The organism is Hymenobacter daecheongensis DSM 21074, assembly GCF_900141805.1.
In the GTDB taxonomy this organism is placed as follows: Bacteria; Bacteroidota; Bacteroidia; order Cytophagales; family Hymenobacteraceae; genus Hymenobacter; species Hymenobacter daecheongensis.
This window is the reverse complement of sequence record NZ_FQYN01000001.1, coordinates 405,678-432,016: the sequence shown is the minus strand read 5'-3', so window position 1 is coordinate 432,016 and position 26,339 is coordinate 405,678. Positions and strand designations below refer to the sequence as shown.

14 protein-coding genes are annotated in these 26,339 nt (G+C 62.5%); 7 read left to right on the top strand and 7 right to left on the bottom strand.

Annotation, left to right across the window (positions count from 1 at the left end; translation table 11 throughout):
• Positions 1 to 101 precede the first annotated feature (101 nt).
• On the bottom strand, positions 102 to 356 hold the full coding sequence (locus tag BUB62_RS01795) for a hypothetical protein (protein WP_073105392.1): 255 nt from the start codon (positions 354 to 356) through the stop codon (positions 102 to 104).
• A gap of 224 nt (positions 357 to 580) precedes the next feature.
• Here BUB62_RS01795 and BUB62_RS01790 point away from each other — a divergent pair, with 224 nt between their 5' ends.
• The 5 genes from BUB62_RS01790 (at position 581) to BUB62_RS01770 (ending at position 4,840) form a co-directional block, all read left to right on the top strand.
• Positions 581 to 1,414 (top strand): metallophosphoesterase family protein, encoded by an 834-nt coding sequence (locus tag BUB62_RS01790; protein WP_073105389.1) that lies wholly within the window; start codon positions 581 to 583, stop codon positions 1,412 to 1,414.
• Positions 1,398 to 1,988, top strand: coding sequence for a hypothetical protein (locus BUB62_RS01785; RefSeq protein ID WP_143163980.1), 591 nt, complete (start codon positions 1,398 to 1,400; stop codon positions 1,986 to 1,988). The genes BUB62_RS01790 and BUB62_RS01785 overlap by 17 nt, the downstream gene beginning before the upstream one ends.
• Before the next feature lie 126 nt (positions 1,989 to 2,114).
• A complete protein-coding gene (locus BUB62_RS01780; RefSeq protein WP_073105383.1) occupies positions 2,115 to 2,783 on the top strand; it encodes a DUF1345 domain-containing protein in 669 nt (222 codons plus the stop codon).
• Positions 2,784 to 2,863: 80 nt separating this feature from the next.
• Positions 2,864 to 4,159: a TPM domain-containing protein gene (locus BUB62_RS01775; RefSeq protein ID WP_073105381.1), complete on the top strand. Its 1,296-nt coding sequence runs from the start codon at positions 2,864 to 2,866 to the stop codon at positions 4,157 to 4,159.
• A 120-nt stretch (positions 4,160 to 4,279) separates the two neighbouring features.
• On the top strand, positions 4,280 to 4,840 hold the full coding sequence (locus BUB62_RS01770; protein ID WP_073105379.1) for a GNAT family N-acetyltransferase: 561 nt from the start codon (positions 4,280 to 4,282) through the stop codon (positions 4,838 to 4,840).
• 216 nt (positions 4,841 to 5,056) lie between these two features.
• Here the strand turns inward: BUB62_RS01770 and aspA are convergent, their stop codons facing one another.
• The 5 genes from aspA to BUB62_RS01745 all read right to left on the bottom strand — a co-directional run bounded on the left by aspA (position 5,057) and on the right by BUB62_RS01745 (position 17,384).
• Positions 5,057 to 6,463, bottom strand: coding sequence for an aspartate ammonia-lyase (gene aspA / locus BUB62_RS01765; RefSeq protein ID WP_073105377.1), 1,407 nt, complete (start codon positions 6,461 to 6,463; stop codon positions 5,057 to 5,059).
• A gap of 318 nt (positions 6,464 to 6,781) precedes the next feature.
• Positions 6,782 to 9,262 carry a DUF5686 and carboxypeptidase-like regulatory domain-containing protein gene (locus BUB62_RS01760; RefSeq protein ID WP_159437382.1) on the bottom strand — a complete coding sequence of 827 codons (2,481 nt, stop codon included), beginning with the start codon at positions 9,260 to 9,262 and terminating at the stop codon, positions 6,782 to 6,784.
• Positions 9,263 to 9,652: 390 nt separating this feature from the next.
• Positions 9,653 to 10,618, bottom strand: coding sequence for an NAD(P)/FAD-dependent oxidoreductase (locus BUB62_RS01755; RefSeq protein ID WP_073105373.1), 966 nt, complete (start codon positions 10,616 to 10,618; stop codon positions 9,653 to 9,655).
• 155 nt (positions 10,619 to 10,773) lie between these two features.
• Entirely contained in the window at positions 10,774 to 14,025 is a 3,252-nt protein-coding gene (locus BUB62_RS01750; RefSeq protein WP_073105371.1) for a T9SS type A sorting domain-containing protein, read from the bottom strand.
• A gap of 626 nt (positions 14,026 to 14,651) precedes the next feature.
• Positions 14,652 to 17,384 carry a 4-alpha-glucanotransferase gene (locus BUB62_RS01745; protein ID WP_073105369.1) on the bottom strand — a complete coding sequence of 911 codons (2,733 nt, stop codon included), beginning with the start codon at positions 17,382 to 17,384 and terminating at the stop codon, positions 14,652 to 14,654.
• A gap of 419 nt (positions 17,385 to 17,803) precedes the next feature.
• Here BUB62_RS01745 and BUB62_RS01740 point away from each other — a divergent pair, with 419 nt between their 5' ends.
• Both BUB62_RS01740 and tamL read left to right on the top strand, forming a co-directional pair.
• On the top strand, positions 17,804 to 22,936 hold the full coding sequence (locus tag BUB62_RS01740) for a translocation/assembly module TamB domain-containing protein (protein ID WP_143163979.1): 5,133 nt from the start codon (positions 17,804 to 17,806) through the stop codon (positions 22,934 to 22,936).
• A 28-nt stretch (positions 22,937 to 22,964) separates the two neighbouring features.
• Positions 22,965 to 25,460: a translocation and assembly module lipoprotein TamL gene (tamL, locus tag BUB62_RS01735; RefSeq protein WP_084538742.1), complete on the top strand. Its 2,496-nt coding sequence runs from the start codon at positions 22,965 to 22,967 to the stop codon at positions 25,458 to 25,460.
• Positions 25,461 to 25,616: 156 nt separating this feature from the next.
• Here the strand turns inward: tamL and BUB62_RS01730 are convergent, their stop codons facing one another.
• A complete protein-coding gene (locus BUB62_RS01730) occupies positions 25,617 to 26,180 on the bottom strand; it encodes a hypothetical protein (protein ID WP_073105362.1) in 564 nt (187 codons plus the stop codon).
• Positions 26,181 to 26,339: the final 159 nt, after the last annotated feature.

The window sequence follows — 26,339 nt, the reverse complement described above, 5'->3', positions numbered from 1 at the left end:
GCTCAAGCAGGCGGCCGCCGAGCTGACGGTCCGCCGTGGCGCGCATAAAAAAAGCTTCCACCGGGGTGGAAGCTTTCAAAGGCATTGGAAGAACTGAGCAACTAGTGGCGGCCTCTGCCCCGGCCGTGCCCGTGGCCACGGGGCTCGTAGTAGACGGGGCCGGCCGGCACCAACAGCACCGCGCCCTTCTTGTACTTGGGCGCTTTGTACTTCTTCACCGGCCGGGTCTCGCGCACCACCACGTATTGCGGGGCCGGGCGACCGATATTGATGTTGATCTGAGCGTGGGCCGGGGCGGCACTCAGGCCCAGGGCGGCCACGGTGAGCAGCACGGCAGCGGGAAAGGCTTTTAGCATAACTACGGAGGCGAAAAAGGGAAGAAGGGAAAAGGAAAAGGCGGAAAGAAGCCAGTAGGCCAGGTACTTTTCCGGGCAAATAGTACGCCAGGATGATCTTCGCCGTTCGATTGGCCAGCAGGCCAGAGTAAGCCCAAGCCCGGCTGGAAAATGAGCAGGCTCCTGCGTATATTCAACTTCTGGTATTTTCCACGGGGTTTACCACGGTCTGGTCCGGCAGCGCTATGATACCTGGGGTCGGCGGCTTGCGCTATGTGTTGTTGCCTTTGCTGCTGGGCGGGTGCGCCGCGCTGGAGTTCAGCCCCAACCAAACCTGGGTGCCCCCGGCCGAGCGAAACCTGACCGCCCAAAACCTGACGCGCCTATACCAAACGCCCCCGCCGGCCCCCGCCGATACCCTGCGCTTCGTGTTTATCGGCGATTCGCAGCGCTTCTACGACGAGGCCGAGGCCTTCGTGCGCAGCGTGAACCAGCAGCGCGGCATCCACTTCGTGCTCCTTGCCGGCGACCTCACCGACTTCGGCCTGCCGCGCGAGATGCGCTGGCTGCACCACCGCCTACGCCACCTGCGCGTGCCCTACCTGACCGTGATAGGCAACCACGACCAGGTAGCCAACGGCCGCCTGAACTACCAGCGCATCTACGGTCCTCTGAACTACAGCTTCGAGTATGGCGGCACCCGGTTTGTGCTGCTCGATACCAACAGCCGCGAATACGGCTTCCCCGGCACCGTGCCCAACGTGGCCTGGCTCCGCGCCCGGCTCGCCGACACGGCCGGCACCCGGCGGCAGGTAGTCGTGTGCCACGTGCCCCCCACCGATTCCGATTTTGACCCCCGGCTGGTATTGCCGTATGCGGCGGCGCTGCGGGCTAGTCCGCGGGTGGTGCTGCACCTGGCCGGGCACGTGCACCGCTTCTCGGCCCAGCAGCCTTTTCAGGATGGCCTTTCCTACCTCACCGGCTACAGCTTCGGCAAGCGCCGCTACCAGATTGTCTCCCTTTGGGGCCGGCAGCGGCAGTTTCACCTCGAAACCGTGACCTATGCGGACGTGCGCTAAGCCTGGTTTGTGGGGTCTGTGCGCCTGCCTTGCCGCCGGGCCCGCAATAGCCCAGCCATCCGGCCAGGGCCCGTTTCTGACCGTGCAGGTGGGGGGCGGCCTGGGGCTGGTGGCCGTGGGGGGCGGCTGGTGGGGCGGGCGGCAGCGGCTGGAGCCCGAGCTGCTGGTGGGCTACGTGCCCCGCGCGCTCGGCAGCCGGCCACTATTTATTTTCACGGCCAAAGCCACCTACGTGGCCCCGCGCCCGCGCCTGGAGCTGGGCGAGCGGGCGTGGGTGCAGCCGCTGGCCGTGGGCGGCTTCGTGAATTATACCGCGGGGCGGGCGTTTTTTGTGCGCAGCGTCCGCACCGGCCGCTACCCACAGGGCTACTACTGGTGGTCGTCGGCGGTGCGGCTGGGGGCGTGTGCCAGCCTGCGGGTGGTGCGGGTGCGGGAGCCGGGGCAGGGCTTCCGGCAGGTGCTTTATTCGGAGTGGAGCACCAACGACCTGTACGCCATCAGCCGGGCCTCCAACTGCCGGCTGCGGCTCACCGAAATAGTAGTGTGGGGCGCGGGAGCCAAAGCAGGGCTTTAGCGGGTGGAGCGTGGAATGGGTTCAGGTACATAGTGTTAACATGATATTTTCTTAACTTCAGTCCTTCATCTGACCGCTTGCGCCATGGCTATTTCTACTGCCTCGCCTGCCCCCGTTCCCAGCTTAATGCGCCCAGGACTGCTGGCCCGTATGCTCCAGCTGGTGCTGGCGGCTGGGGTCGGGAGCCTCTGCTACCAGCTGGCCCCGCTGGATTTCAGGCTCCTTACACGTCTGATTATGGGCTGGGACGGCTTCGTGCTCAGCGTGCTGCTGCTGAGCTGGCTCACCATCTTCCGGAGCAGCACGGCCGATATGCGTCGTCGGGCGCTGCTGATGCACCCCGACCGCACCTGGATTCTGCTGCTGACGCTCACGTTTATCGGCACCACCATCAGCTTGCTGGCGGTGATGCTGATGCTGCGCGGCCTGCACGAAATGGTGCAGGAGGAGCGCATCGAGCACATTCTGGTATCGGTGGCGGCCGTGATGACTACGTGGTGCCTGCTGCACACGCTGTTTGCGCTGCACTATGCGCACACCTACTTTCATCAGCAGCAGCAAGGCTTGGGGGCCGGCCACCAGTCGGCGGGGCTGGTATTTTCCGGCGATGAGCCCACTTCCTACTGGGATTTTGCCTACTTCGCCTTCGTAATTGGCATGACGGCCCAAACCTCCGATGTGATGCTTACCTCGCTGCGGATGCGGCGACTGGTGCTGTTTCATAGCATGCTGGCCTTCGGCTTTAATACCGCTATTCTGGCCCTGAGCATTAATATCCTGTCGGGCGTGCTGTAGGGGGCGCGGGCATAGCAGCCATTTGGGCGCTGGGCCCGTAGAAGCAGGCTGCTTGCCTTCCTCACCACATTGCCTGTACCATGCCCCGCTTTCTGTTTTTCGCGCTGTTTTCGTTGCTGGTGGGCCTGAGCTGCCCGGCCAATGCCCAGACCGGGAGCCTGCCGCCGCGCCCCGTTCCTTTCCAGTTCATCAATGACCAGGCTAAGCTGCTGAGCGCAGAAGAAGCCGGGAGCCTGGAAAAGGGCCTGCGCCGCTATGCCTCCAGTACCGGCACCCAGGTGGTGGTGCTGACGGTGCCCACGCTGGGCGGCCGCCCCGTGGCTGACTACGCCCGCGCCCTCGGCCAGAGCTGGGGCGTGGGGCAGCGCGGCAAAGACAACGGCCTGGTAATTCTGGTAGCCGCCCAAGAGCATGAGGTAGCCATTCAGACCGGGCGTGGGCTGCGCGAGGCTATCACGCCGGAGCTGACCAGCCGCGTTATCAATGAAAAAATGACCCCCGGCTTCCGGCAGGGCCGCTACTTTGCGGGCCTGCGGGCGGGGCTTAATACGCTGCTGCTGGCCGCCAATCCGGACTCAAAACCGCTGCGAAAAACTGCCGCCACCGCCGCCGCGCCTCTGCCCGCCGCTGGTCCGGAAGCCGCCGCGTCGGCCGCCGAGCAGAGTCCGGAGCCGCCGGCGGTGGCTGCCGCGCCGGAGCCGGCCTCAGAGCCGTTTTCACCCTCGGCGGCCGTGCCGCCGGCGTCGGAGCCGGCCTCGCCGGGCCTGGGCCTGGGGGCAATGGCGCTGGGGGCGCTGCTGGTGGGCGGGGTGGTGTGGCTGCTGGTGCGTCTGTTTCGGCGGCGGGCAGCGGCTCCGGTGGCACCGGCTCCCGATTTTCGGTCTGGCCCGGCCAGCGCCCCCGGCCAGCCTACTGGCCCCGCCGGCAGCTACGGCCGCGGTTCGGCCGGGCCAGCCGGCCCTGATTTTCTGCCCAACCGCGTCGGTGGCGCGGGCATGGGCAGCGGTATGGGCGGCATTCTGATGACGGGCGCGGCCGCCGCAGCCGGCGCGTATTTGGGCAACCGCATGGCCCACGGCCAGGATGCCCCCGATACTACCCCGCTACCTCACCCCGATAACCCGGCTGCCAACCTGGGCACAGGCGCTGCCGGCGCGGCCGGAGCCGCCGGTGGGGGTGGTTTTTCGGCTTTAAATACTGAGCCTGACGCGACTCAGGAGACTGAGCCCGACTATTTTTCCGAGGAGGCCGCCCCGAACGACTCCGACCCCGATTACTTCTCTTCCGACGACAGCGGCTCCTACGACGATTCCGCGTCGGATGACACCGGCGGCGGGGGCTTCGACGACGACAGCAACAACAGCGGCTCCTGGTAAGCCGCGGGGCGCGGGATTCGGCCAAGCGGCAGCATCCTCGCGGCGAATCCGGCTATTTTTGCCGCTGCCAGAACGGGCGCGCTTGCCGTTGTCTGCCCTCCACTCTATTTGCCTGCTGATATGATTCCGCTTATTGCCCACACGCCTCGCCTCACGCTCATTGCTGCCAGCCGGGCGCTGCTCATTGCCGAGCTGCAAAAACCCCGCTACTTCCCCGTGCTGCTGGGCGCGGAAATGCCCGCCGACTGGCCCCCCGGCGAATATGACCGCTCAGCGGCCGAGTATTTTCTGGAGCAGCTAACGGCCGGCGGGCGCGTAGCGGCGGGCTGGTACGGCTGGTACGCCATCCGCAAAGTCACCCCTAACAATCCCGCCACGCTCATCGGCGCGGGCGGTTTCCTGGGCCCACCCGATGCTAGCGGCACCGCCGAAATCGGCTATTCCATCTCTACTGACTGGCGCGGTCAAGGCTTGGGCACCGAGCTGGTGGCCGGACTGATAACTCACGCCGCCCAAACCGGCATGGTGCGCCGGCTCATGGCTTACACTCAGCCCGATAATATTGCCTCGCAGCAGGTGCTGCTACGCAACGGCTTCGAACCCGCCCCCACTGCCCCCGACGGCCGCCCCGGTTTCGCGCGGACCGTAGAGCCGGTGGTGCCGGAAGAAAGCGCCAGCTAACCCCGCAGAAGGAACAGCCGCATAGCGGCGACAGGTTTGTAGAAACCGAACCAGTAAAAGAACCAAGCCGCGTAGCCGTGACAGAACCGCTCGAACGACTCTGTCACCGCTACGCGGCTTTATTTTTCTTGCTTACGCGGTGCTACAAACCTGTCGCCGCGCTGCGGCTTATTCGCTTTTGGGGCAAAACGGCGTGCGAATGGTGGGGCTTTCCACTTACTGAATGAAGCCCGGCCGGATCAGGTTTTCAAAGGTGAAAATCTCGTCCCACTTAGCTTGCGTGAGTAGCTGGCGCTCGGTCACGGCAATGTCGTGGACCGATTTGCCGGTGCGCAGGGCTTCCTTCGCTATTTCGGCGCTGGTTTCGTAGCCCAGCACTGGGTTGAGCTGGGTAACGATGCCGATGCTGTTGCGCACCAGGTTTTCGGCGTGCTCCTTGTTGGCCGTGATGCCCAGCACGCACTTCTCGCGCAAGGTGCGGCAAGCGTTGGTCATGTAGGAAATGGAGGTGAACAGGGCGAAGGAAATCACGGGCTCCATCACGTTCAGCTGCAGCTGGCCGGCCTCGGCGGCCATCGTCACCGTCAGATCGGCCCCAATGACGTAGAAGGCGGTCTGGTTCACTACCTCCGGCACCACGGGGTTCACCTTGCCGGGCATAATGCTGGAGCCCGGCTGCAGGGCCGGCAGGTTGATTTCGTTGATACCGCAGCGCGGCCCCGACGAAAGCAGGCGCAGATCATTGCAGATCTTGGAGAGCTTCACGGCTGTGCGCTTCAGCACCCCGGACAGCTGCACGTAGGCCCCCGTGTCGTAGGTGGCCTCAATCAGGTCGCCGGCCAGGCTCAGATCGAGGCCCGTAACGGTGCGCAGGTGCTCCGTCACCAGTTCGGCGTAGCCGGCCGGAGCATTCACCCTGGTGCCGATGGCGGTTGCGCCCATGTTGATTTCGCTGATCAGGCCGCGACTGTCGGCAATGCGCAGCAGCTCCTCGCGCAGGTTGGTAGCAAAAGCCCGGAACTCGTCGCCCATGCTCATGGGCACGGCATCCTGCAGCTGGGTACGGCCCATCTTGAGCACGTCGCGGAACTCGTCGCCCTTGGCGGCGAAGGCGTCGGCCAGCTCGCCCAGGGTTTGGCTGTAGCCTACCAGCTTGTTGATGAGGGCGATGCGGAAGGCCGTGGGGTAGGCGTCGTTGGTGCTCTGCGAGCAGTTGATATGGTTGTTGGGGTGGCAAAACTCGTACTGGCCCTTCGGCTTGCCCATCAGCTCCAGGGCCACGTTGGCAATCACCTCGTTGGCGTTCATGTTCACGGAAGTGCCCGCGCCGCCCTGAATCATGTCGGTTAGGAACTCGCCGTCCAACTCGCCGGAAATCACCCGGTCGCAAGCCTGCATGATGAACTCGGCCAGCGTAGGGTCGAGCACGCCTAGGTCGCGGTTGGCCATAGCGGCGGCCTTTTTCACGTAGGCCAGCGCCTGCACAAACAGCGGCTCCGCCTTGATGGGAATGCCCGTGATGTTGAAGTTTTCGAGCGCCCGCAGCGTCTGGATGCCGTAATAGGCCTGCTCAGGAATGGCGCGCTCGCCCAAAAAATCGTGTTCCAGTCGGGATGCAGTCATAGAAGTGCGGTCGGGAATAGGGTGGTGGGAGTTGTACGGAAAACTACCCGGCGGGGGCATTGCGGCAGCGCTGAGCAGGCGTTGGCATGGGGCTTTTATAGCCAAGAAGCCGCGTAGCGGCGACAGGTTTGTAGAATCAGCATAAGCAAGTGGAACCAAGCCGCGTAGCGGTGACAGAGTCGTTCGAGCGGTTCTGTCACCGCTACGCGGCTTAGTTCTTTCTGCTACCTCAATGCTACAAACCTGCCGCCGCTACGCGGCTTTCTTTCTTCCACGAAGGTGTGGCTATAAACCTGCCGCCGCAACGCGGCTTCTTGGCTACAGCTTGAACTGCAGGCTGAGCTTCACGCCGAAGTTGCGGGCGTCGGGCGCGTCGCGGTAGGTGAGGCGGTGCAGAAAATCCACGCGGGCCACCTTGAATATGTTTTCCACTCCGTATCCCACCTCCGCGTAGGGCAGGCGGCCCAGCGACTGGAACGTGGGCAGCGGCCGGCCGTCGTGCGGGTCGAGGGGCGGGGTGAGGTGGCGGTTGGCGGCACTTACTCCGCCGTAGAGCACGTTGCCGGTGGCCAGCAGCCGCCAGTTCAGCTTTTTGAGCAGCGGCACCGAGTTCAGAAACAGGCCCTCAAAATGGTCTTCTACCCGCACGGCCACGTACCGGTCGCTCACAAACTCGAAGAAGCGCATCAGGTTGAACGCGGCCCCGTTGTAGAACGGAGACTGGTTGCCGAGGTGGGTTTTGAGAATCGGGTAGGGCACTGTGCTCGGAATGTAGCCCGCGTCGATGCGGTAGTCGGCGCGGCCCAGCTGGCCCAGCTGCACGCTTTGCGTAACTACAAAGTTGAATTTCTGATACTTGAAGTCGCTGCCCAGCACCTGGTTGACCCCCATGATGTAGCGGAACGTGAAGACCGGCCACCGCATCAGCCCCATGGCCATGCGGCGATTTCCGTTTTCTACCAGCACCTCATCGCGGGCGTAGCGCGACTCCAGAATCACCTCGGCCAGGGTGAAGTCGGCGGCGGTAGGCGCGCCGGGCTCGCGCCGCTCGGTGTTGTAGTAGGCAAAGCGGTAGAGCGGGCTGAAGCTCTGGCGGCGCACCGTAATCTTCTGGGTGAAGCCCCGGAACACATCGGTCTGCAGCGAGGCCAGGGACAGGTCGCGCATCAGCGGGCGGCCCTGGCGCACGTTGCCCAGGCGGGCGGCGGCATCAAACAGCGGGTTTTCCTGCCCAAACTCGTTGTCGAGCAGCGCCACCTGGTCCAGGTCGTGGCGGTATTCCACGCTGGCCACCGTCCAGTGCCGGCGCTCCACGATGCGGTTGATGCGCAGCCCGTATTTGAATTGCTCGTCGCGGAAGCCGTAGGCTAAGTAGGCCCTTGTAAACCAGTTGCGGCTCATCTCCGGCGTGGTGCGGAAGCCCATGCGCAGGCGGTGGCCCTCCACGTTGTTGAAGCCGTAGATGGCCAGCAGCGGCCCCACATCCAGCTTACCCACGCGCTTGTAGCCATTAACCAAGATGTCGGCCACATCCAGCAAGGAGCGCACGCTGGGCAGCTCCTTCACCGAGTCGAGCATCACGAAGCTGTGCTGCTCGGCCGTGCTGAGCGAGTCGGGGCGGTGCTGCTCAAAAAAGCCTTTGGGCACCTCGTAGGCGTTGGCAGCCGTCTCCATCGGCCGGTCATAGAAGGCCAGATCCCGGGGGCGGCGCTCGAAGCCGGAGTTCAGGGTAGTGAAGCGGACCAGGATGCCGGCCTGCTTGTCGGCTGGCTTCACGCCGATGGCCACCTTGGTGCGCACCGGCAGGCCGGGGCCGTCGGCGGGCGGGGTCAGCTCCTGAAACACAGTGAGCTGGCTGACAAAGTTGAGGTTGGCCTGCGGGCTTATCTTCAGATCAACGCGGCGCAGGGCGTAGGTTTCGGCCGTAATCCAGATGGTGCCCACGAAGGCCAGGTCCTGGGCGCGGCGCGGCACCACGCCCAGCTGGTAGCACCAGTCCTGACCAATGCGGACCGAGTCCTGCAGCTCATACTCATAGGCCAGCCGCCAGCCATCGGCGATGGGCGAAATGAAGTCTTTGCCCAGAATATTCTGCCAGTTAAGGTAAAAGTCGTAGTCCTGAAACGAGGAGCCCAGAATCTGCGACAGTACCGAGCCCTCGCGCGGCCCCAGCCCCCGCATCTGCGTTTTGCGGATTTCCTCGCGCTTGCGCAAGGGCCGGTTGTGCATATAGAAGCGCGACAGGATTTCGGAGGCAAAAACGGGCAGGCTGGCCGGGTTGGCGGCATCGTGGGGCTGCCCGAGCGTATCGGCCAGGGCCAGCATGTCCTTTATCACGCGGCGCTGGGCCAGGCGGTCGGGCAGGTTGGTGAGGCTGGTCTGAACGCGGTTGTAGCTGTCGAACTCGAAGCCGTCCAGGCTGCGCTTATCGTTTTGGGGCTTGTGGGCCTGCACCCGCCGCAAAATCACGTAGGCCGGGTTTTCGCGGGGGCGCACCACCACTTCGCCCAATGACACGGCCCCGGTTCCCAGCGCGAAGTTCACCGTTTGGCGCGGCTGCCGGCCCACCGCTTTTTTCTGCACTCCGAAGCCCAGCGCCGAGGCCACCAGCGTATCGATGGGCTGCGGCACGCTCAGCTCGTAGCGGCCCTCGGCATCGGCGGTGATGCCAATGGACGAGCCCGGCACGAACAGCGAGGCAAACGGAACGGGCTTGCCATTGGCGGCCTCCGTCACGCGGCCCACAAAGGTGAGGCGCTGCGCCTGCCCCGGCGAAACGCCAACCAGCAGCAGGAGCAAAAGCAGAAGCGGCGGGCAAACAGTTCTCATGCAGGCGTTAATCCGATACGGGGGTAATGATTTGAAGAACCAGGAATCAGGCAGCCGGTGGCAAGCTGAAATCATCCCATAATACTACGAAAGGCAATGACCGGCAAGCAAGCTAACCAAAAGACTGCCCGTTCAATACAGATTTGGCAAAATTGATTAGCGTCCTGACACTCTAGCTCCTACCAGATGCCGGAGCCCCCGCCGGGCGTTGCATGGCCCAACGCGGAAGCCGAACAGAAAGTGCAGAAGTACTGAAATTGTGAATGTTGAGTGGTGAATGTTGAATTCTGGATTTTTAAACAGCCTCCGATTCTCAATTCAACATTTACCACTCAACACTCAACCTTCCTTCTTCTCTCTCTACCGCGGGCACTCCTCGCGGGTCAGGGTTTCGTTGATGGCCATGGCGGCCAGCGTGCCTTCGGCGGCGGCAATCAGGGCTTTCTGGGCACCGGGCGTAGCATCGCCGGCGGCGTAGAGGCCCGCTATGCTGGTCTGTCCGCTTTTATCGACCCACACGGCTCCTTTGCTGTTGAAGCGGCAACCAATTTGCTGCGCCAGCCCGCTGCGCTGGTGTTGCGCCGGATGAATGAACACGGCCTGCCTGGCCAGCTTTTCGCCGTTGGCAAACACAATGTGGCGCAGCTCGCCGCCGCTGGTGCCCTGCAGGTGGCTGATGGGCTCCTCATACACCCGGATTTTCTGGTGCCGCAGCCGCCGCCGGGCGTTGGCCGTCAGGTTGCCCGGCCCATCAGTACACACCACCACATCCCGCGACCAGCGGCTGATGAGCAGGGCCAGCCCCGTCACGATGCGGCCCTTGCCGTACACGGCCAGCGGCGCATCGCGCACCTCCCAGCCGTGGCAGTAGGGGCAATGCAGCACGCCCCGACCCCACATTTCACGCATGCCGGGCAGCGGCGCCAGCTCATCTTCCACGCCCGTAGCCAAAATGACTTTGCGGGTGGTGGCGGTGAATGTGCGGCCGGTTTCGCCTTCGGCCGTCAGCTCGAAACCATTGGCAATGGGCAGAATAGCGCTGACGCAGGCCGTCCGGAACTCCACGGTGGTGTAGGGCAGTAGCTGCTCGCGGCCCAGCCGGAGCAGGTCGGCCGGCTTCACGCCGTCGCGGGTGAAGAAGGCGTGCACAGCCGGCGACGTAACGTTGCGCGGGGCGCCGCTGCCGCACACCAGCACCCGGCGCAGGCAGCGCCCCAGCAGCAGCGCCGCGCTCAGTCCCGCGCTGCCCGCCCCCACTATTATCACGTCGTAGTCGGTGGGGGGCTGGGCGGGCGGGCGGTGGCGGGGCAGGGTTTTTCTGGGCATGATAGAATATGGGGAGAAAATGATGTTTCAGTAACGCCAATGTGGCTCGGTGGTTGGCTGCAGCGCCGCCGGAAGTTGCTTTTGATGCGCGAGGGTTAAAACAAAAAAAGCCTCGCCGTACTCCGGCGAGGCTTTTTGAGAGAAAGAGCAAAGGCTTACTTTTTCACCAGTGTCTTGGTGAGCTTCACGTTCTGACCCCGCACGATGAGGAGATACGTGCCAGCCCGCAGCTGGCGCATGTCCAGCGCGTGCTTCGTGCCGCCGGCATAGCTGGCTGAGCTGAGCGTGCGGCCGGTCATATCCGCTACTGTCACCTGATACGTACCAGCGGCCAGTGCCTGCAGATCAAGGGTCGTAGTTTCCGTAGCCGGGTTTGGGTACAGCTCCAGCGCGGCCGCTGGCTGAGCGGCGGCAAAGCTGAGCACGCGTACGGGGCTGCCGCTGGTGGTGCCGTCGGTGTCTACCTGCTGCAGGCGATAGTATACTAGACCCGCGTGGCGCTTGCCGATGCCGGCATCGGTGAAGCGGTAGCTGTGCGCCTGCGTGGTGCTGCCGTGGCCGCGCACCGTGCCAATGGCCTCAAACTCACCCTTGGCAATGGAGCGCTCCACGGTGAAGTGGTCGTTGTTTTTCTCCGAAGCGGTGGTCCAGGTCAGTTGCGCGTCGTTGCCGGCTGCTTTGGCCTCGAAGGCCGTTAGCTCAACGGGCAGGGGCACTTGGGAAGTATTGGTGCGGAAGCTGGCATCAGGGCCGCCAGATGCCCGGGGAGCCGCCGACGAAGAGCCGCCATAGACTGGGTCATATATGTCAACTAGGCCATTAAAGTTATCGTCGTGGTAGTAGATACTGGTCGGCTCCAGGAAGTTAGGAATACCGTTGTTGTTGTCATCCTTCAGGAAGGCCGACAGCGTCGTTCCACCGTATCCGTTACCGATGGTCGTGATGACGTAGTAATTGGTTTTGCCAGGGTTATTGGTGCTAAAGGCGCGGGCCAAAGCCAAAATCTCGTCACCAGCTTTGCCGTCGCCCCCTGTGTCAAAGCCTTCGGTCCAGTCGGACGTCTGCAGATAGACTGCCAAACCCGACTTCCCGGCGTTGTCGTTATCGGAGTCGGTATCGAACATATCTGGCGTACCATCTCCGTCTGTATCGGCGCGCGTGGTAACGGAGTTGCCACCGGTCACGTTGCCGTCGTAAGCGTCCCGGATACCGTCTCTGTCGGTATCCGTGTTGAAGTTGCTTTGAGCTTTACGGGTAGTATAGATGGCAGTGGTCAGCGCCTCTATCTCATCGGTGATGCCATCGTTATCCGAATCGATATCCAGGAAGTTGTAGTTTGATACCGTCTGGCCACTAGCCGTGAACGAATCGGCGTCGCTGTCGATCAGCGTGTAGCGTACGGTATTCGTATCGTTGCCGCCCGTGCTGCCATTGCCCACGATAGTGCCCCGATTTTCAACAGCATTCGGCAGTCCGTTAGCCCCTACTGCGTTGGCTATAGTGCCAGTCGTATTGGTAAAACGCCCCAGCGCGGCCGAATACCCGTTGGTAGTGGCGGCGGCACCACCTGTGCCAACCCAAGTAAGCGCAGTCAGGCCGGCTTCAAAGGAGTCGGTCAGGCCATCGTTATCCGAATCCAGGTCGAACTGGTTTGGTATGCCGTCGCCATCGGCGTCGAAGATGTCGTTGACGCCGTTGTTGTTCAGGTCTCTGAAAGCCCCAAAAACCGGGTGTACGTAGTCCACGTCAAGGTAACGAACGGGCGAAGAGGCGTCGGCAAAGGCGCTGGGGTCTACGCTGGTCGTACCCGACAGCGACTCTACGGCGTCCGTAATACCGTCGTTGTCATCGTCGATGTCGATGTCGTCGGTTACCCCGTCACCATCGTTGTCGCAGACGTAAATAGTGGTGTAAGTGAGGTTGTTGGCGGCGCTCACAAAGCCGTAAGTCCACGTGTTTACCGTTGCGGCGTCGCCACCGTTGCCAGTCCATGTGTGGGCAGGGCTAATAGTGCCGTTCAGGCTGCTGGTATTTAGAGCGGCAATGTTGGTGTCGTCCCAGTACAGCGCGTCGGCACCAGCGGCCGAAGGCCGGATGTTACGGACTACAAAACCGCTCTCGTTGTTTTCCGCATCGTACAGCGGGAAGTTGACGGGCGCGCCGCGGTTGGTAAAGCTGTAGCTGATTGGCTGCCCGGCGGGCACCCGTACTCCATTGACCAGTCCGTCCCAGATAATAGTTGCCGATGAGCCACCGGTTACGTCGGTGTTCAGCGTACGAGTATTGCCGCCATAAGTGATGGTGATATCGAAGCGGCCGGTTTCGGAAGACGAAGTGGTAAAGGCCACTTCCGTGTTGCCGCTACGGCAGTAGGGCTGCGGCGTAATAGAAACCGTGGGGACGGTAGCGCTGGGCCAGATACTCGGGTCCGGGTCGTTGACGAAGCTGGGGTATTGTGCGTAGGCATTGAGACCGATCTGGCTTTTGCGCCGGGCTGCCACGGTGGTGCCAGCGGAGGCCGTAGAGCCAAACTCGTTGGTAACGAAGAAAAAAGCGTAGGGGCGCAGGCCCGCCAGCTCAATGGCTTTTACGTAATAGCTGTTGGTAGTAACCCGGCTATCTACCAGCGGGTAGAGCGTGAATTTGCTGGATAGCAGGTTGGCCGCTGCCAATGAGGAAAAGGCCCAGGCCCGGCTGAACAGGCGGCCGGTTTTAATCTGGTTGTCGGTACCAGTTACCGTAAAGTCCCACAGGTTGTAGGTGCTGAAAATCCGGTTGCCAGTGTTGCTCTGCGAGTTAGCAAAGTTTGCAGCGGCCGTGCGCAGGTCGTTGAAGCCCGGCTGGGTGCCGGTGTCTGTGTACTCGCCGAGCTGGGTAAACTCAATGAAGAAGTCCTGATCAGCGCCGGTGTTGTTGGTGTACACCAAAGGATCGTACCCGCCGGTAGCCGGCAGGGGCCCGGCGGCGGCCTGGGCGTAGTCATCGATAACGCCGGGCTGGTTGGTGTTCAGCAGGTAGGTAGTGGTGGTATTGCGCGCAAGCGTGTTCTGCTTGACAATCGTGCCTTCCGGCGTGCCGTTTCCGTAGCGCAGCGTCAGAATCAGATCCTTGTAGTTGCTGGTGGTGAAGTTTGGGTCATTGGCTCTTTGCACACCATACGACAGCTTTTCGCCCGCCTTTAGGCGGATGAAAAGACGGTAATCGGGGCTGAAGCGCGCCCCGGCCGGACTTACCCAGTTGTATGGCTTTAGAAAGCCGTAGGAGATATCTACCCCGCCGGAAGTGGCGTCGGAGTTGTGCACCAGGTAGCCGCACCGGTCATTCGTAGCGGCAGTAAAGGCATTAGTGTTGGTGCCGGGGGTCAGGTTTTGAGAGCCTTCAGCCTGTACGGATGAGCTATTGCTCATTTGCACCAAGAGGAGTCCCAACAGAGATGTCCAGAAGTGTAATGTTTTTTTCATTAGGTGACTTTTGAGTAGTATGTCTTTCTACAGATGGGTTGCGTCCACACTCTTTTTTTGTTCTATTGAAGCAGTACATCACTCGACCTATTAATCTATTGCGTTAGTAAGCGAAACGCAACGGAGGCTGGCGATGCAAATTCTTAGAAATCAGGCTGCTCAATCTACTTACACAGGTAACGGTAACTCTTAAGATATTAGCAAACTCGAGAAGTGTTACTTACCAACGTGCGACGCTACAGGTATGTGCAGACATGTGTTCATATTGTGAGAAATAATTGAACAATCAGAGTGAATTAAAACGGTAAGCCAAACTTCTCAGTGGCTTACCTAACTACAAATTTACGAAACAGTTAAATTCTATTTGGCATGTTTTCGCTGAGCACCAGTGTTTTCTCGATAAACTGAGTATTCTGGTCGCAGTCCAAGATAAGTGCAATCGTCATTTAAGGGGCTGTGAGCTACCTATAATGCGGTATATACCTTTTTGACCCGCCAGTCGGATTTCATAAAATTAAAAAAGCCCCGATTTAAATTGGGGCTTTTTTAATTATTAATTGTATTAAATTAATTTATTGGTTTCTGTCACGTCCACTTTCTGCTATCAATTGCCGCACTTGGCCGTTAAAGTCCATCTCACCAGCCAGTTCTTCCAGCGGCAGATGCAGCCGATACTTCCAGAAGTGCTGCGGGTTGCTGGGCACGTTGATCTGCTCGTCCTGCGGGTTGGCGCGGCGCAGATCGGCATCCATCGCCAGCAGGTCCTGGAGCGGGAATATGGCCCACATAGCGGGCGAGTGCAGGTGTTGCACCGTTATTTCGCGGGCCACCCAGGGCTCGCAGTGGTAGGGGGCGGTTTCGCCCCAATGGCCCAGCAGGTGCTCGAAAAAGCGCTGGGTGCGGGCCGGGTCTTCTTCCCACCAGCCGCGCACGGTGCTCATATCGTGCGAGCCGGGGCTGACGACCGAAAGGTAGGGCGCCGCATCGGGGTGACCGAATTCTACGTTGGGGTCGGCGGGCATGCGCTGGATGTTGAGGCCCAGCATTCCCAGCGCCTTCATCACGCCGGGCACCGAGGCGGGCACCATGCCCAGGTCTTCGCCGCAGATAAGCATATCGGTGGCGTAGCGCACGGGCGGCAGTTTCACCAGGCCCTGCGCGCGCCAGAAATCTTCGTGGCGGCGGTAGAAGAAGTCGTGGTAGATATCCGCCATGCGGTGGCGGTCGGGCTCGTGCAGCTCGCGGAAGGAATAGCTTTTATCGACGGTGATGCGCGGGTGGAACTCGTCGGGGCCGGTCTGCACGAACAGCACCTCATTGCAGAGCTTATACAAGCCCGTGCGCAGCCACACAAAATGCTCCGTAGCACCGGGCTCGGCGGCTATTTTCTGCTCGAAGGCGGCCTCAATCTCGCGCTGGGTGCGGTAGCCTTCCTTCAGCAGGAAAGCGCCGTAGCCCACATCCTGCAAAAACTCGTTTTTCACGCCTTCGGCCTGCTCCTTGAAGATATCCCGGAGCATGTGCCAGCGGATATACGGCTCGCAGAGGCGGCCGAAATCGAACCAGCCCAGGCGCTGCTCCACCTCCTGGCGCGACAGCGGCAGGGCGGGCGAGAAGTGCCCCAGCAGGCCCTCCACCGAGTGCGCCGGCATCTCCCAGATGCGGAAGAAGCCCAGAATGTGGTCGATGCGCAGGGCATCGAAGTAGCGGGCCAGGTGGCTCATGCGCTGCTTCCACCAGGCGTAGCCGTCCTGGGCCATCCGCTCCCAGTTGTAGGTCGGGAAGCGCCAGTTCTGGCCGGTGGTGGAGAAGTCGTCTGGTGGGGCGCCGGCCTGCTGGTCCATGTGGTAAAGCTCGGGCTGGGTCCAGGCGTCCACGGAGTGGCGGTAGATGCCGATGGGCAGGTCGCCTTTCAGCACCACGCCGTGTTGGCGGGCGTATTCCACCGCTTCCAGCAGCTGCTTATCGAGGTGAAACTGGGTGAAGAAGTGCAGGCCCACCTCATCGAAGTGGGGCTGGTTTTCGTCGACAAACTGCTCCAGGTTGTGGGGCTGCCGGAACTCCTGTGGCCACTGCGAGAAGTCGGCGGTGCCGAACCGCTCGCGCAGGGCGCAGAAAGCCGCGTAGGGCAGCAGCCAGCTTTGCTGCTGCGCGCGGAAGGCATGGAAGGCAGGGTCAGCCAGAAACCGCTTTTTCTCCTGTTGGTACAGCTTCTTGAGCAGCGCCCACTTGGCGGCCATCACCGGCTCGTAGTCCACGAAGTCGCGGGCGTTCAGCGCCTCGCGCTGGCGGTCCAGCTCCTGCTGGTCGGCGGCAGCGGCCAGCGGCGCAATGGCATCCAGATTCAGGTACTGCGGGTGCAGGGCAAACACCGAAATGGCGGCGTAGGGATACGAATCGACCCAGGTATGCGTGGCGGTGGTATCGTTGATGGGCAGAATCTGCACCATTTTGAGGCCCGTGCTCACGGCCCAGTCTACCAACAGCTTCAGGTCGGGGAACTCGCCCACGCCCAGGCCGCGGCGGCTGCGCAGGGCAAACACCGGCAACGCCACGCCCGCGCCGCGCCAGGGGCCGTTGGGGTAACGGAAGGTTTCATCGGCCAGCACGCGCAGGGTTTTGCGCTCCGCGGAAGGCGCAATCAGGCGGTCGTCGCCGGTTTCGAGGTGCACGATTTTCTTCTCCTGCGGGTCCCAGATACCGTATTTGTACTGGGTGGTCCGGTCGGGGTGTTCCAGGGCCACGTCGGCGGTCCAAGTGGGGTAGGCTTTATCGGAGAGGATGACGGCCTTGCGAGCATCCCAGGCGCCCAGGGCGGGGTCGGAGCCGAGCACGCAGAGCTGGTGGTCGGAGTCGACGCGCGGGGCGGCCAGCTGGAAGCGCACGACGCTCTCGGCGAGGCGGGCGGCGGGCTTATCGGCTTTGGCGGCCGGGGCCGGGCGGCGCATCAGCGCTTTGGTGAAGGCGGCGGTGTGCAGCTCGTTTTCGGGCTGGGCGGCGGGCCGCCAGTAGTCGGCCAGCACCACGCGGCTGAACTGGCGGCCGTCGTAGTGGATACTGCGATTCGGTCCCCATTCCCAATGCTTGCCGCCGTCGCGCTCATCCAGCAGCACGTATTTATACTCCACTGTGCCCGGCTGCTCATCCGGCAGGCTGATTTCCTGGCTCCAGGTGCCGGCGGCGGGCTGGTAGTTCAGGCTCAGGGCGTGGTCGAGGTTCCAGGAGCCCAGCGACGGCTCGGAGCCGCACACTACTAAGCGCTGGCCCCAGGCAGTGCGGAAGGGCAGGGTAAAGCGAAGAATCATAGGGAATGAAAATCGAATTGGAGGCGAAAGATACTAGAGTATCGGGGGAATCCGGGTGGGCGCGGCGGGGTGAAGATGGAAATATTTAACGCAACTAATCCGGGGCCGAAAGGGAGCTGAACCGCTGGCGCGGGACGCTGCTGTGCGTCCCGGCTTCGCCGGCCGCCGGCTGGAATCTGCCGCGCCGATAGGGCCGTTTCGTACAAGCGTCATTCAACGATTCCGGCCGGGGGCCGGTGAGAGGCTGGCACGGGGCGGAGCCCCGCGCCAGGGTTCAGGCGCGCTTTGAGGAGGCCGGCGGGCCAACCCGCCAGGGCGTTCCTGCGTTTGGGCAAACGGACCCTACTCTTCCCGTTATCAACTCCCTATCTCCCTTCCTTCGCCGCGCCCTCTACGTCATTCTGGGCTTGCTGGCCTTTGTGCTGCTGCTCGTAGTAGCGGTGGTCGTGGCCCTGCAGTTTCCCGCCACCCAGGATTTTGCTGCCCGCCAAGCCGAAAAGTACCTGCGCGGCAAGCTCGGCACCGAAGTGCGCATCGGGAAATTTCGCACGGATTTTCGCAATGCCATTTCCCTGGATAATGTGTATGTGGAAGACCAGCAGCGCGATACGCTGCTCTCGGTGGGCCACTTGGGCGTGAATCTGGACTTGTGGGCGCTGGCTAAGTCAGAAATCAACCTGAAAAGCCTGGAGCTGAACGACGGCCGGCTGGCCATCACGCGCACTCTGCCCGACAGCGTGTCGAACTACGACTTCATCACCGAGGCCTTCACCACGCCCACCGACCCGGCCGCGCCCGTAGATACTACCGGCGGCTTCAAATACAACATCGGCGACCTGCACCTGTCCAACATCTTCCTGACCTACCAGGACCAGGTGGACGGCAACGATATACGGACCAAAGTGGGCGACCTGGCCGTGACAATGGACGAGGTGGACGTGGACAAGTCCATCTACCGCGTCAACAGCGCCGCGCTGCAGAACACCAGCATCGGCATCGTGCAAACCAAGGTGCCGCCGGACACGCCTTCCGAGCCGCTCACGACCACTTTCGGGTTGAACAAGGCGACGCTGAACAACGTGAGCCTGACCTACCGTAACCAGGTGGCGGCCCAGTTCGTGAGCACCCGCATTGGTGAGGCTGAGGCTACGGCCGACAACATCGACCTGATTCATTCCCGCATCGACCTCGACCAGCTCAAGCTGCGCAACACGTCCTTCGCCTACGCCCAGAACGAGAATGTGCCCGTGGAGCAGCGCGTGCTGAACCCCGCCGAGGCCGTGCGCGACCTGAACGAATCGGTGGAAAAAGCTACCGGCCAGGCCACCAGCTGGGTGGTCACGCTCAAAAAGTCCGACATCAGCGGCGTGGACGTGGCCTTCGACAACTTCGACGAGCCGAAGCAGCGCACCCGCCTGCCTGCCATGGACTACAACCACCTGAAATTCACGGATCTGGTGCTGAATACGGAGAATCTGTTTTACTCCGAAAACCGCACTACGGGCCGCATTCTGAACCTGGCGGGCAAGGAAAAAAGCGGCTTCCAGGTGGAAAGCGCGAAGGCCGACGTGGTGTTCGACTCGGTGCAGACCCGCCTCGACGGCCTCGACCTGATTACGCCCCACACCCGCATCCGCCGCACGCTGGCCATGCGCTACAAGAGCCTCGACGCGCTGGCCGACGTGAAGCAGCTGCCCAACCTGGGTATTGAGGGCGACCTGCGCGACGTGCGCCTGGGCTTCCGCGACATTCTGTACCTGGCCCCCGATCTGGCTGGCACGCCGCCGTTCAACACCGGGCCTAATCAGTCGGTGCTGATTAGCGGGCTGGTGAGCGGGCGCGTGGGTGACTTCCGGGTGAAGAATCTGGAATTCGTGGGCTTCCGCAACACCATTCTGCGGGCTGATGGCCGGATTCAGGGCCTGCCCGAAACCGACCGCCGACTGTTTGCCGATCTGAACATCCGGCAGTTTACGACCACCGCTGCCGACCTGAACAGCGTGCTGCCGAAGGGCACGATTCCGAAAGCGTACCGCCTGCCCGAGCGGATGAGCGTGGCGGGGACGTTCCGGGGCCGGCCGACGGCCCAGGTATTCGATGCCAACCTGCGGGCCACCACTTCCTTCGGCAACGCCACGGCCAAGGTGAACATGGGCGCGGGGCCGAAGGGGCAGGAGCCGATTACGGCCACCTTCAGCACCCGGGGCCTCGACGTGGGCAAGTTCCTGCGCGACCCGACCATCGGCAAAATCACGGCTACCGGCCGGCTGCAGGCCCGCGGGCTGGCCCCGGAAGCCATGCGCGGCCGATTGGTGGCCAACGTACAGAGCGCCCGCTACAACGGGTACAACTACCGCGGCATTGTGGCCAACGTGGGCATCGACCGGCAGCTGTATAAGGTGGATGCCCGGAGCAAATCGGATCCAAACCTGAACCTAGACCTGCTGGCAACGGTGAACCTGCGCGACGCCAAGAACCCGACCTACACCGTGGACCGCCTGAACCTGCGCGGGGCCAATCTCACGGCGCTGGGCTTCTACACCGGCGGCGACCTGCGCATTCAGGGCGACTTGCGGGCCAACATCAGCGGCTCGGACCTGAACTCGCTGAACGGCACGTTTGCCGGTCGCCGCATCGTGATTGTGAAGAACAATCAGCCGTTTGCGCTGGACTCGGTGACCGGACGCATCGTGCAACGGCCGGGTCGCACGGAGGTGGATTTTGCCTCCAACGTGCTGGATGCCAAGCTGCGCGGCAACACCCGCCTGGGCGATATTGCCCTGGAACTGCAGCGCCACATCGACCGGTATTTCGACCTGCCCGGCGTGCGGTACCAGCCCTCGGCCGCGTATCGGCAGTTTACGTTCGAAACGAACCTGAAAAACCCGAAAATTGCTACCCAGCTGGTGCCGGGCCTCAAGCAGATTTCGCCTTTCAAGCTGACGGGCAGCTACGACAGCCGCGCCGCCAACCTGACCGTAGACAGCCGCATTCCGCTGATAAAGTACGAGGCCTACACGCTGGACTCGCTGCGGCTGAGCGTGAAATCGGACCCGCAGAAGCTAGACTACGCGCTGCGCCTGCGCCAAGCCCGGCAGGACACTACCCTGCGCCTGCCGAACCCGAGCCTGACGGGCAGCATTGCCAACAATAAGATCGGGACGAACCTGCGCATTGCCGAGTCGGACAGCGTGCAGAAGCTGAATCTGGCCGGGGTGCTGCAGGTGCTGAACCAAGGCAAGTCGTATGCCTTCAGCTTCGGGCCGGATCTGGTGCTGGACAACCAAAAGTGGACCGTGGCGCCCGGCAACGAGCTGCGCTACACCACGGCTACCGGGGCCATATTTGCTCAGAATGTGCGGCTGAGCCAGGGCAGCCAGGCGCTGGCGCTCCAGACGCTGCCGGGGGCGCAGTATCCGTTGCAGGCTACCATCTCCAACTTCGATATCAACGCCCTGGCCAAGTCGGCGGGCATGGCTGACTCGCTGGTGGCGGGCACGCTCAACGGGCAGGCCGTGGCTTACAGCATCGGCAAGCCGAAGCAGGCTTTCACGGCCGACCTGACGCTGACCAGCTTTGCTTATAATAAGTCGGCCATCGGCGACATCAGCCTGAAAGCCACCAACCCGGTGCCGAACCGCTACAACGTGGATGCCCGCCTGACCAACGCCACCGGCACCGACGTGCGGGCCGTGGGCTACTACCTGGCCACGCCGCCCAGCCCCATCCAGTTTGCCGTGACGGTGAACAAGTTCGACCTGAAAACCATCGAGCCTTTCTCGGCCGGGCAGCTGCGCGAAATGCTCGGCGGCATCAGCGGCAACCTGGCCGTGACGGGCACCGTGGCCCGGCCCCAGGTGCGCGGTGTGGTCACGACCACGCCCGATGCCGGCTTCACGCTCACCCAGCTCGGCGCGCCATACCGGCTGGTTAGTCAGCCCATTACCTTCAATGAGCAGGGCCTGGCGTTCGATGATTTCACGGTGCTGGACTCGGTGGGCAACAAGGCCGTGGTGAACGGGCTGATTCGCACCAAAAATTACGTCGATGATTTCCGCTTCGACCTGGAAGCCACCACCGACAAGTTCCTGGCCGTGCAGAGCAACCAGCAGGATAACCCGCTGTTCTGGGGCAAGCTGGTTGTCGATTCCGACTCGCGCATTACCGGCACGCTCACGCTGCCCGTGGTGCGCACCACCGCTGAAGTGGCCGAGGGCTCGGACCTGAAAGTGGCCGTGCCCAACGACGAGGCCGGCCTGGTAGAGCGCGAAGGCATCGTGAAGTTCGTGGACAAGAGTGCGCCGCTGGACAGTATGCTGGCCCGCACCGTGAAAATCGACTCGGCCGAGGCTGCGCCAGGCTACGACATCCGGGCCGTGGTGACGGTGAACGACAACGCGCCCTTCACCCTCATCATCGACCCGGTTTCGGGCGACAACCTCAAGGTGCGGGCCTCGGGCACGCTCAACACCGTTATCGACCCCACCGGCAACATCACGCTCAACGGCCGTCTGGAGGTGACGCAGGGCAAGTATGCCATGTCGCTCTACGGGCTGGCCTCGCGTGAATTCGATATTGCCCCGGGCAGCTACATTCTGTGGAGCGGCGACCCGTACAATGCCCAGCTCAACGTAGCGGCCATTTATAACGTGAAGGCGCCGCCGGCCGAGCTGCTGGCGGCCCAGGGCCTGGAAGAGGAAACGCTGAAGGCGGTGGGCCGCAACCAGCTGCCGTTTCAGGTATTTCTGAACGTGACTGGCGAGCTGCTCAAGCCCGTTATTGGCTTCGATATCAAGCTGCCCGAGGAGGCCCGCAGCGAGTTGCGCGGCCCCATTGAGGCGCGGCTGGCCCAGCTGCGCCAGCCCGGCGAGGTGACGGAGCTGAACAAGCAGGTGTTCTCGCTGATCGTGCTGAACCGCTTCCTGGCCCAGGACCCCTTCCAGAGCAGCAGCGGCAACTTCGTGGCCAACCAATTGCGCGGCTCGGCCAGCCAGGTGCTCACCCAGCAGCTCAACAACCTCACCGGCTCCTACCTTTCTAACCTGGGCGTGGAGCTGGGCGTGAACTCCTACGCCGACTACTCCTCCGGCGGCGAGCAGACCCGCACCGACCTGAACGTGGCCGTGCGCCGCCAGCTGTTCAACAACCGCCTGACCGTGCGTCTGGGCACCGACGTGCCGCTGGGCGGCGGCAACCAGACCTCGCAGGGCCAGAACGAGGGCGGCCTGAGTGCCTTCGCCGGCGACGTGAGCATTGAGTACAACGTGCTGGCCAACGGCCGTATTCGCCTGCGGGCCTTCCGCAACAATGCCTACGGCGACATCGACGGCCAGTTTGTGCGCACCGGGGCCTCGCTCATCTTCCAGCGCGACTACCGCACCCTGGCTGAGCTGTTCAAAGGCATCGACAAAGAGGTGAAGCAGGAGGTGAAGCTGGAACAGCGCCGCCGCCGCCAGGAACGCAAAGCCGAGCGCGACTCGACCCAGGTAGCCGCCCCGCCCGTAGCCCGCCGCGACTCGGCCCGCGCCCCCCGGCCCGCCACCAGCCGCTAGATTTTTCCTTCGTTATCCAGTCAGCATTATGCTCTTGCCCTTCTTCGCTGCCGCGCAACCCCTCCCCCGGCCCCTCCCCAAAAGGGAGGGGAGCCTGACGGAGCTTGCGTCAGGCTTATCCATTTCAAAGCCCACGTCCGGCTCCCCTCCCTTTTGGGGAGGGGTTGGGGCAGGGGTTACGTCTGGCACCCCTCCCTTTTGGGGAGGGGCCGGGGGAGGGGTTACGCGGGCGCTGACCATCCTGGTCGGGCTGCTGGTGGCAGGCTGCTCGGGCACGAAATTCATTCCCGAAGGCGCGAAGCTCTATACCGGCAGCACGGTGAAAGTGCAGTCGGCGCATCCGGTGCCGGACGAGGCGGCCCTGACTACGGAGCTGGAAAGCGTAATCACGCCCAAGCCCAACACGTCGTTTCTGGGGCAGCGGCCCAAGCTGTATTTCTGGAATCTGGGTAAAGGCAAAACCCGCGGGCTAGGCCACTGGCTGGCCGATAAGTACGGCGAAAAACCCGTGCTGCTCAGCCAGGTCGATACCCAGAAGGTGAAGAAGCTGATGGTGAACCGCCTCAACAACCGCGGCTACTTCGGGCCCAGTGTAGGCAGCCGCGTGCAGGTGAAGGGCCGCGCCGCCACTATCGACTACACCGCGAAAGTAGGCAAGCCCTACCTGATCAAGGAAATCCATTTCCCCGAGGGCGACACGCTGCTGACGCAGGCCATCCGGGCCACGCTGCCAGGCTCGCTGCTCAAAGTGGGCGAGCCCTACAACCTGCAAACCTTCGTGAATGAGCGCACCCGCATCGATGGGGAGCTGAAGAACCAGGGCTACTACTACTTCTCGCCCGACTACCTGCTCTTCGAGGTCGATAGCACTCTCGACAACCAGGCCAATGTGTATTTGCGGGTGAAAAGCTCGATTCCGCGCCGGGCGGCCAAGCCCTACGTGCTCAGTCGCATCACCCTAAACACGGGCTATTCTTTGTCGGATACGACGCTGAACGAGCGGCCTATTATGTACCGCGGCTACCGCTACTATCCCGATGAGAAGGTGTTCCGGGCCCGGGCCATCACCAACGCCACCTTTCTCTACCCCGACAGCGTGTACCGCCGCCGCCGCTCCGACCAGACCCTGAGCCGTCTGATGAGTCTGGGCACGTTCAAGTTCGTGGATATCCGCTTCCGCCCCGACCGCACCCAGCCCGACTCGGCCGGCTTCGGCCACCTGGCCAGCACCGTGCGCATGACGCAGGTGCCCAAGAAGAGCCTGCGGGCCGAAGTGCTGCTGGTTAGCAAGTCCAACGGCTTTGTGGGGCCGGGCTTCCGGGTGCAGTTCCGCAACCGCTCGGCCCTGCGCGGGGCCGAGCAGCTGCTGGTGAACGTGACGGGCTCGTTTGAGAATCAGACCAAAGCCAACGCCAATACCATTGGCCTGACCTCGTATGAGCTGGGGGCCGATGCCCAACTGGTGGTGCCCCGCCTCATCACGCCGCCCCTCGATATCCGGCTGCGCAACTCCGACTTCCAGCCCCGCACCACCTTCGGGGTGGGCTATAAATACGTGCAGCGGCTGGAGGCTTTTCAGGAAGATGTATTCAACCTGAGCTACGGCTACACCTGGAAAACCAAGGTGACCAACGAGCAGGAGCTGCGCCCCGTCGATCTGCAGTACATCCGCCTGGGCACCGTTTCCGACCGGTTTCAGGCCCTGCTCGACAGCAATGCCTTCCTGGCCAACAGCTTCCGCCAGCAGTTTATTCTGGGCAGCAGCTACCGCTACACCTACAACCAGCAGGCCCTGGAGCAGCGCCGCAACCAGCTCTATTTCAGTGGGGGCGTGGAGGTTTCGGGCAATGTAGCCTACCTGCTCAACAGCCTCACCGGCCAGCCCAAGGTGACCAACGAGGACAAGACCCAGGCCTACACAGTACTTAATCAGCAGTTTTCGCAGTACACTAAAGTCGATCTGGAGCTGCGCAACTACTTCCGCACCAGTGCCAACCCCAGCAGCGGCAACAAGCTGGCCACGCGCCTGCTCATCGGGGCCGGCTTGCCGTATCTGAACTCCAACGTGCTGCCCTACCTGAAGCAGTACGGCATTGGCGGCCCCAACAGCGTGCGGGCGTTCCGGGCCCGCGGCATCGGCCCCGGCACCTACACGCCCACCACCGCCCGCCAGGAAGCCACCAATTTCTACGACCAGGTGGGCGACCTGCGTCTGGAAGCCAACGCCGAATACCGCCAGGACCTGTTCCCGTACGTGAAAGGGGCTTTGTTCGTGGATGCGGGCAATATCTGGCTCGTGAACGAAGACCCCAAGCGCCTCGGCGGCAAGTTCAACCCCGGCACCTTCCTCAACCAAATGGCCGTGGGGGCCGGCGCCGGCATCCGCATCGATGTGCAGTTCTTCGTCATCCGCTTCGACGCCGCCGTGCCCATGCGCTTCCCCGACGGCCGCACCACCAACGCCGACGGCAGCGCCCGCAGCCGTACGCCGGTGTTTAATATTGCCATCGGCTATCCGTTCTAGCGAGCAAAGTAGTGGCCTTTTCAACCAGCCCCAGCGGGGCGGCATATCGGTGGAAACCTGCTCTTTGATGAAACAAACAAAGCCCCAGCGGGGCGACCCCATCGTTGAACGACTGGTGTCACCCCGCTGGGGCTATCTGACGGACGTGGTGACTACTTATTTCTGATGTGCCTGGGCCATGCGCATGTGGTAGGCCAGCACGTCTTCGGGGCCTGGCCCGGCCGCCTGCGCGGTCAGCACTTCATGGGCCGCCAGCTGCCCGCCGCCGCTCACAAAGGCATCATACGCCGCTTGGTCCAGGAAGCCGGGCAGGCGGTCTTCGGGCAGCCAGTCGCTGAGCAGGCTGGCGAAGTCGAGGCCTTCCTGCTTGGCATATACGCCCGTGGCGGGGTCGAGCAGGCCGATGGGCGCGTCGGTGCCTTCGTCGGTGGTTTGCTCGGCTACCAGCAGCATCCCGTAGGCATTGCGGCCAATAACGGTGCGCTCTACTTCGGGCTCCAGCAGGCCCGCCCAGGCGGCCAGGGCCGGGTTCAGCAACGGTAAGTCGGCCCCGAACAGATACAGAAACCCGTTGCGATACCAGCCCGCACCCACCTCATCATACATCATCCGCCACAGGCTCTTATCAAACTTGTCGGCGAAGAAGTCGCCGGGCGGTACGGCAGGCGCGGGGCGGCCGAAGTGGTGGGTGAAGATGGATATTTCGGGCTCGGTGGACATGATGGGGAAGTTGCGGGGCGTAAGATTACGAAGAGAAAAACACCTGTCCTTGCGAGGAGGTACGACGAAGCAATCCGTCCTCTGAAATGTGCCCAACTCCTTTCCAGCAGAAAGCCCTAACGTATGCATTACGTTAGGGCTTTCTGTAATAATCAAGGC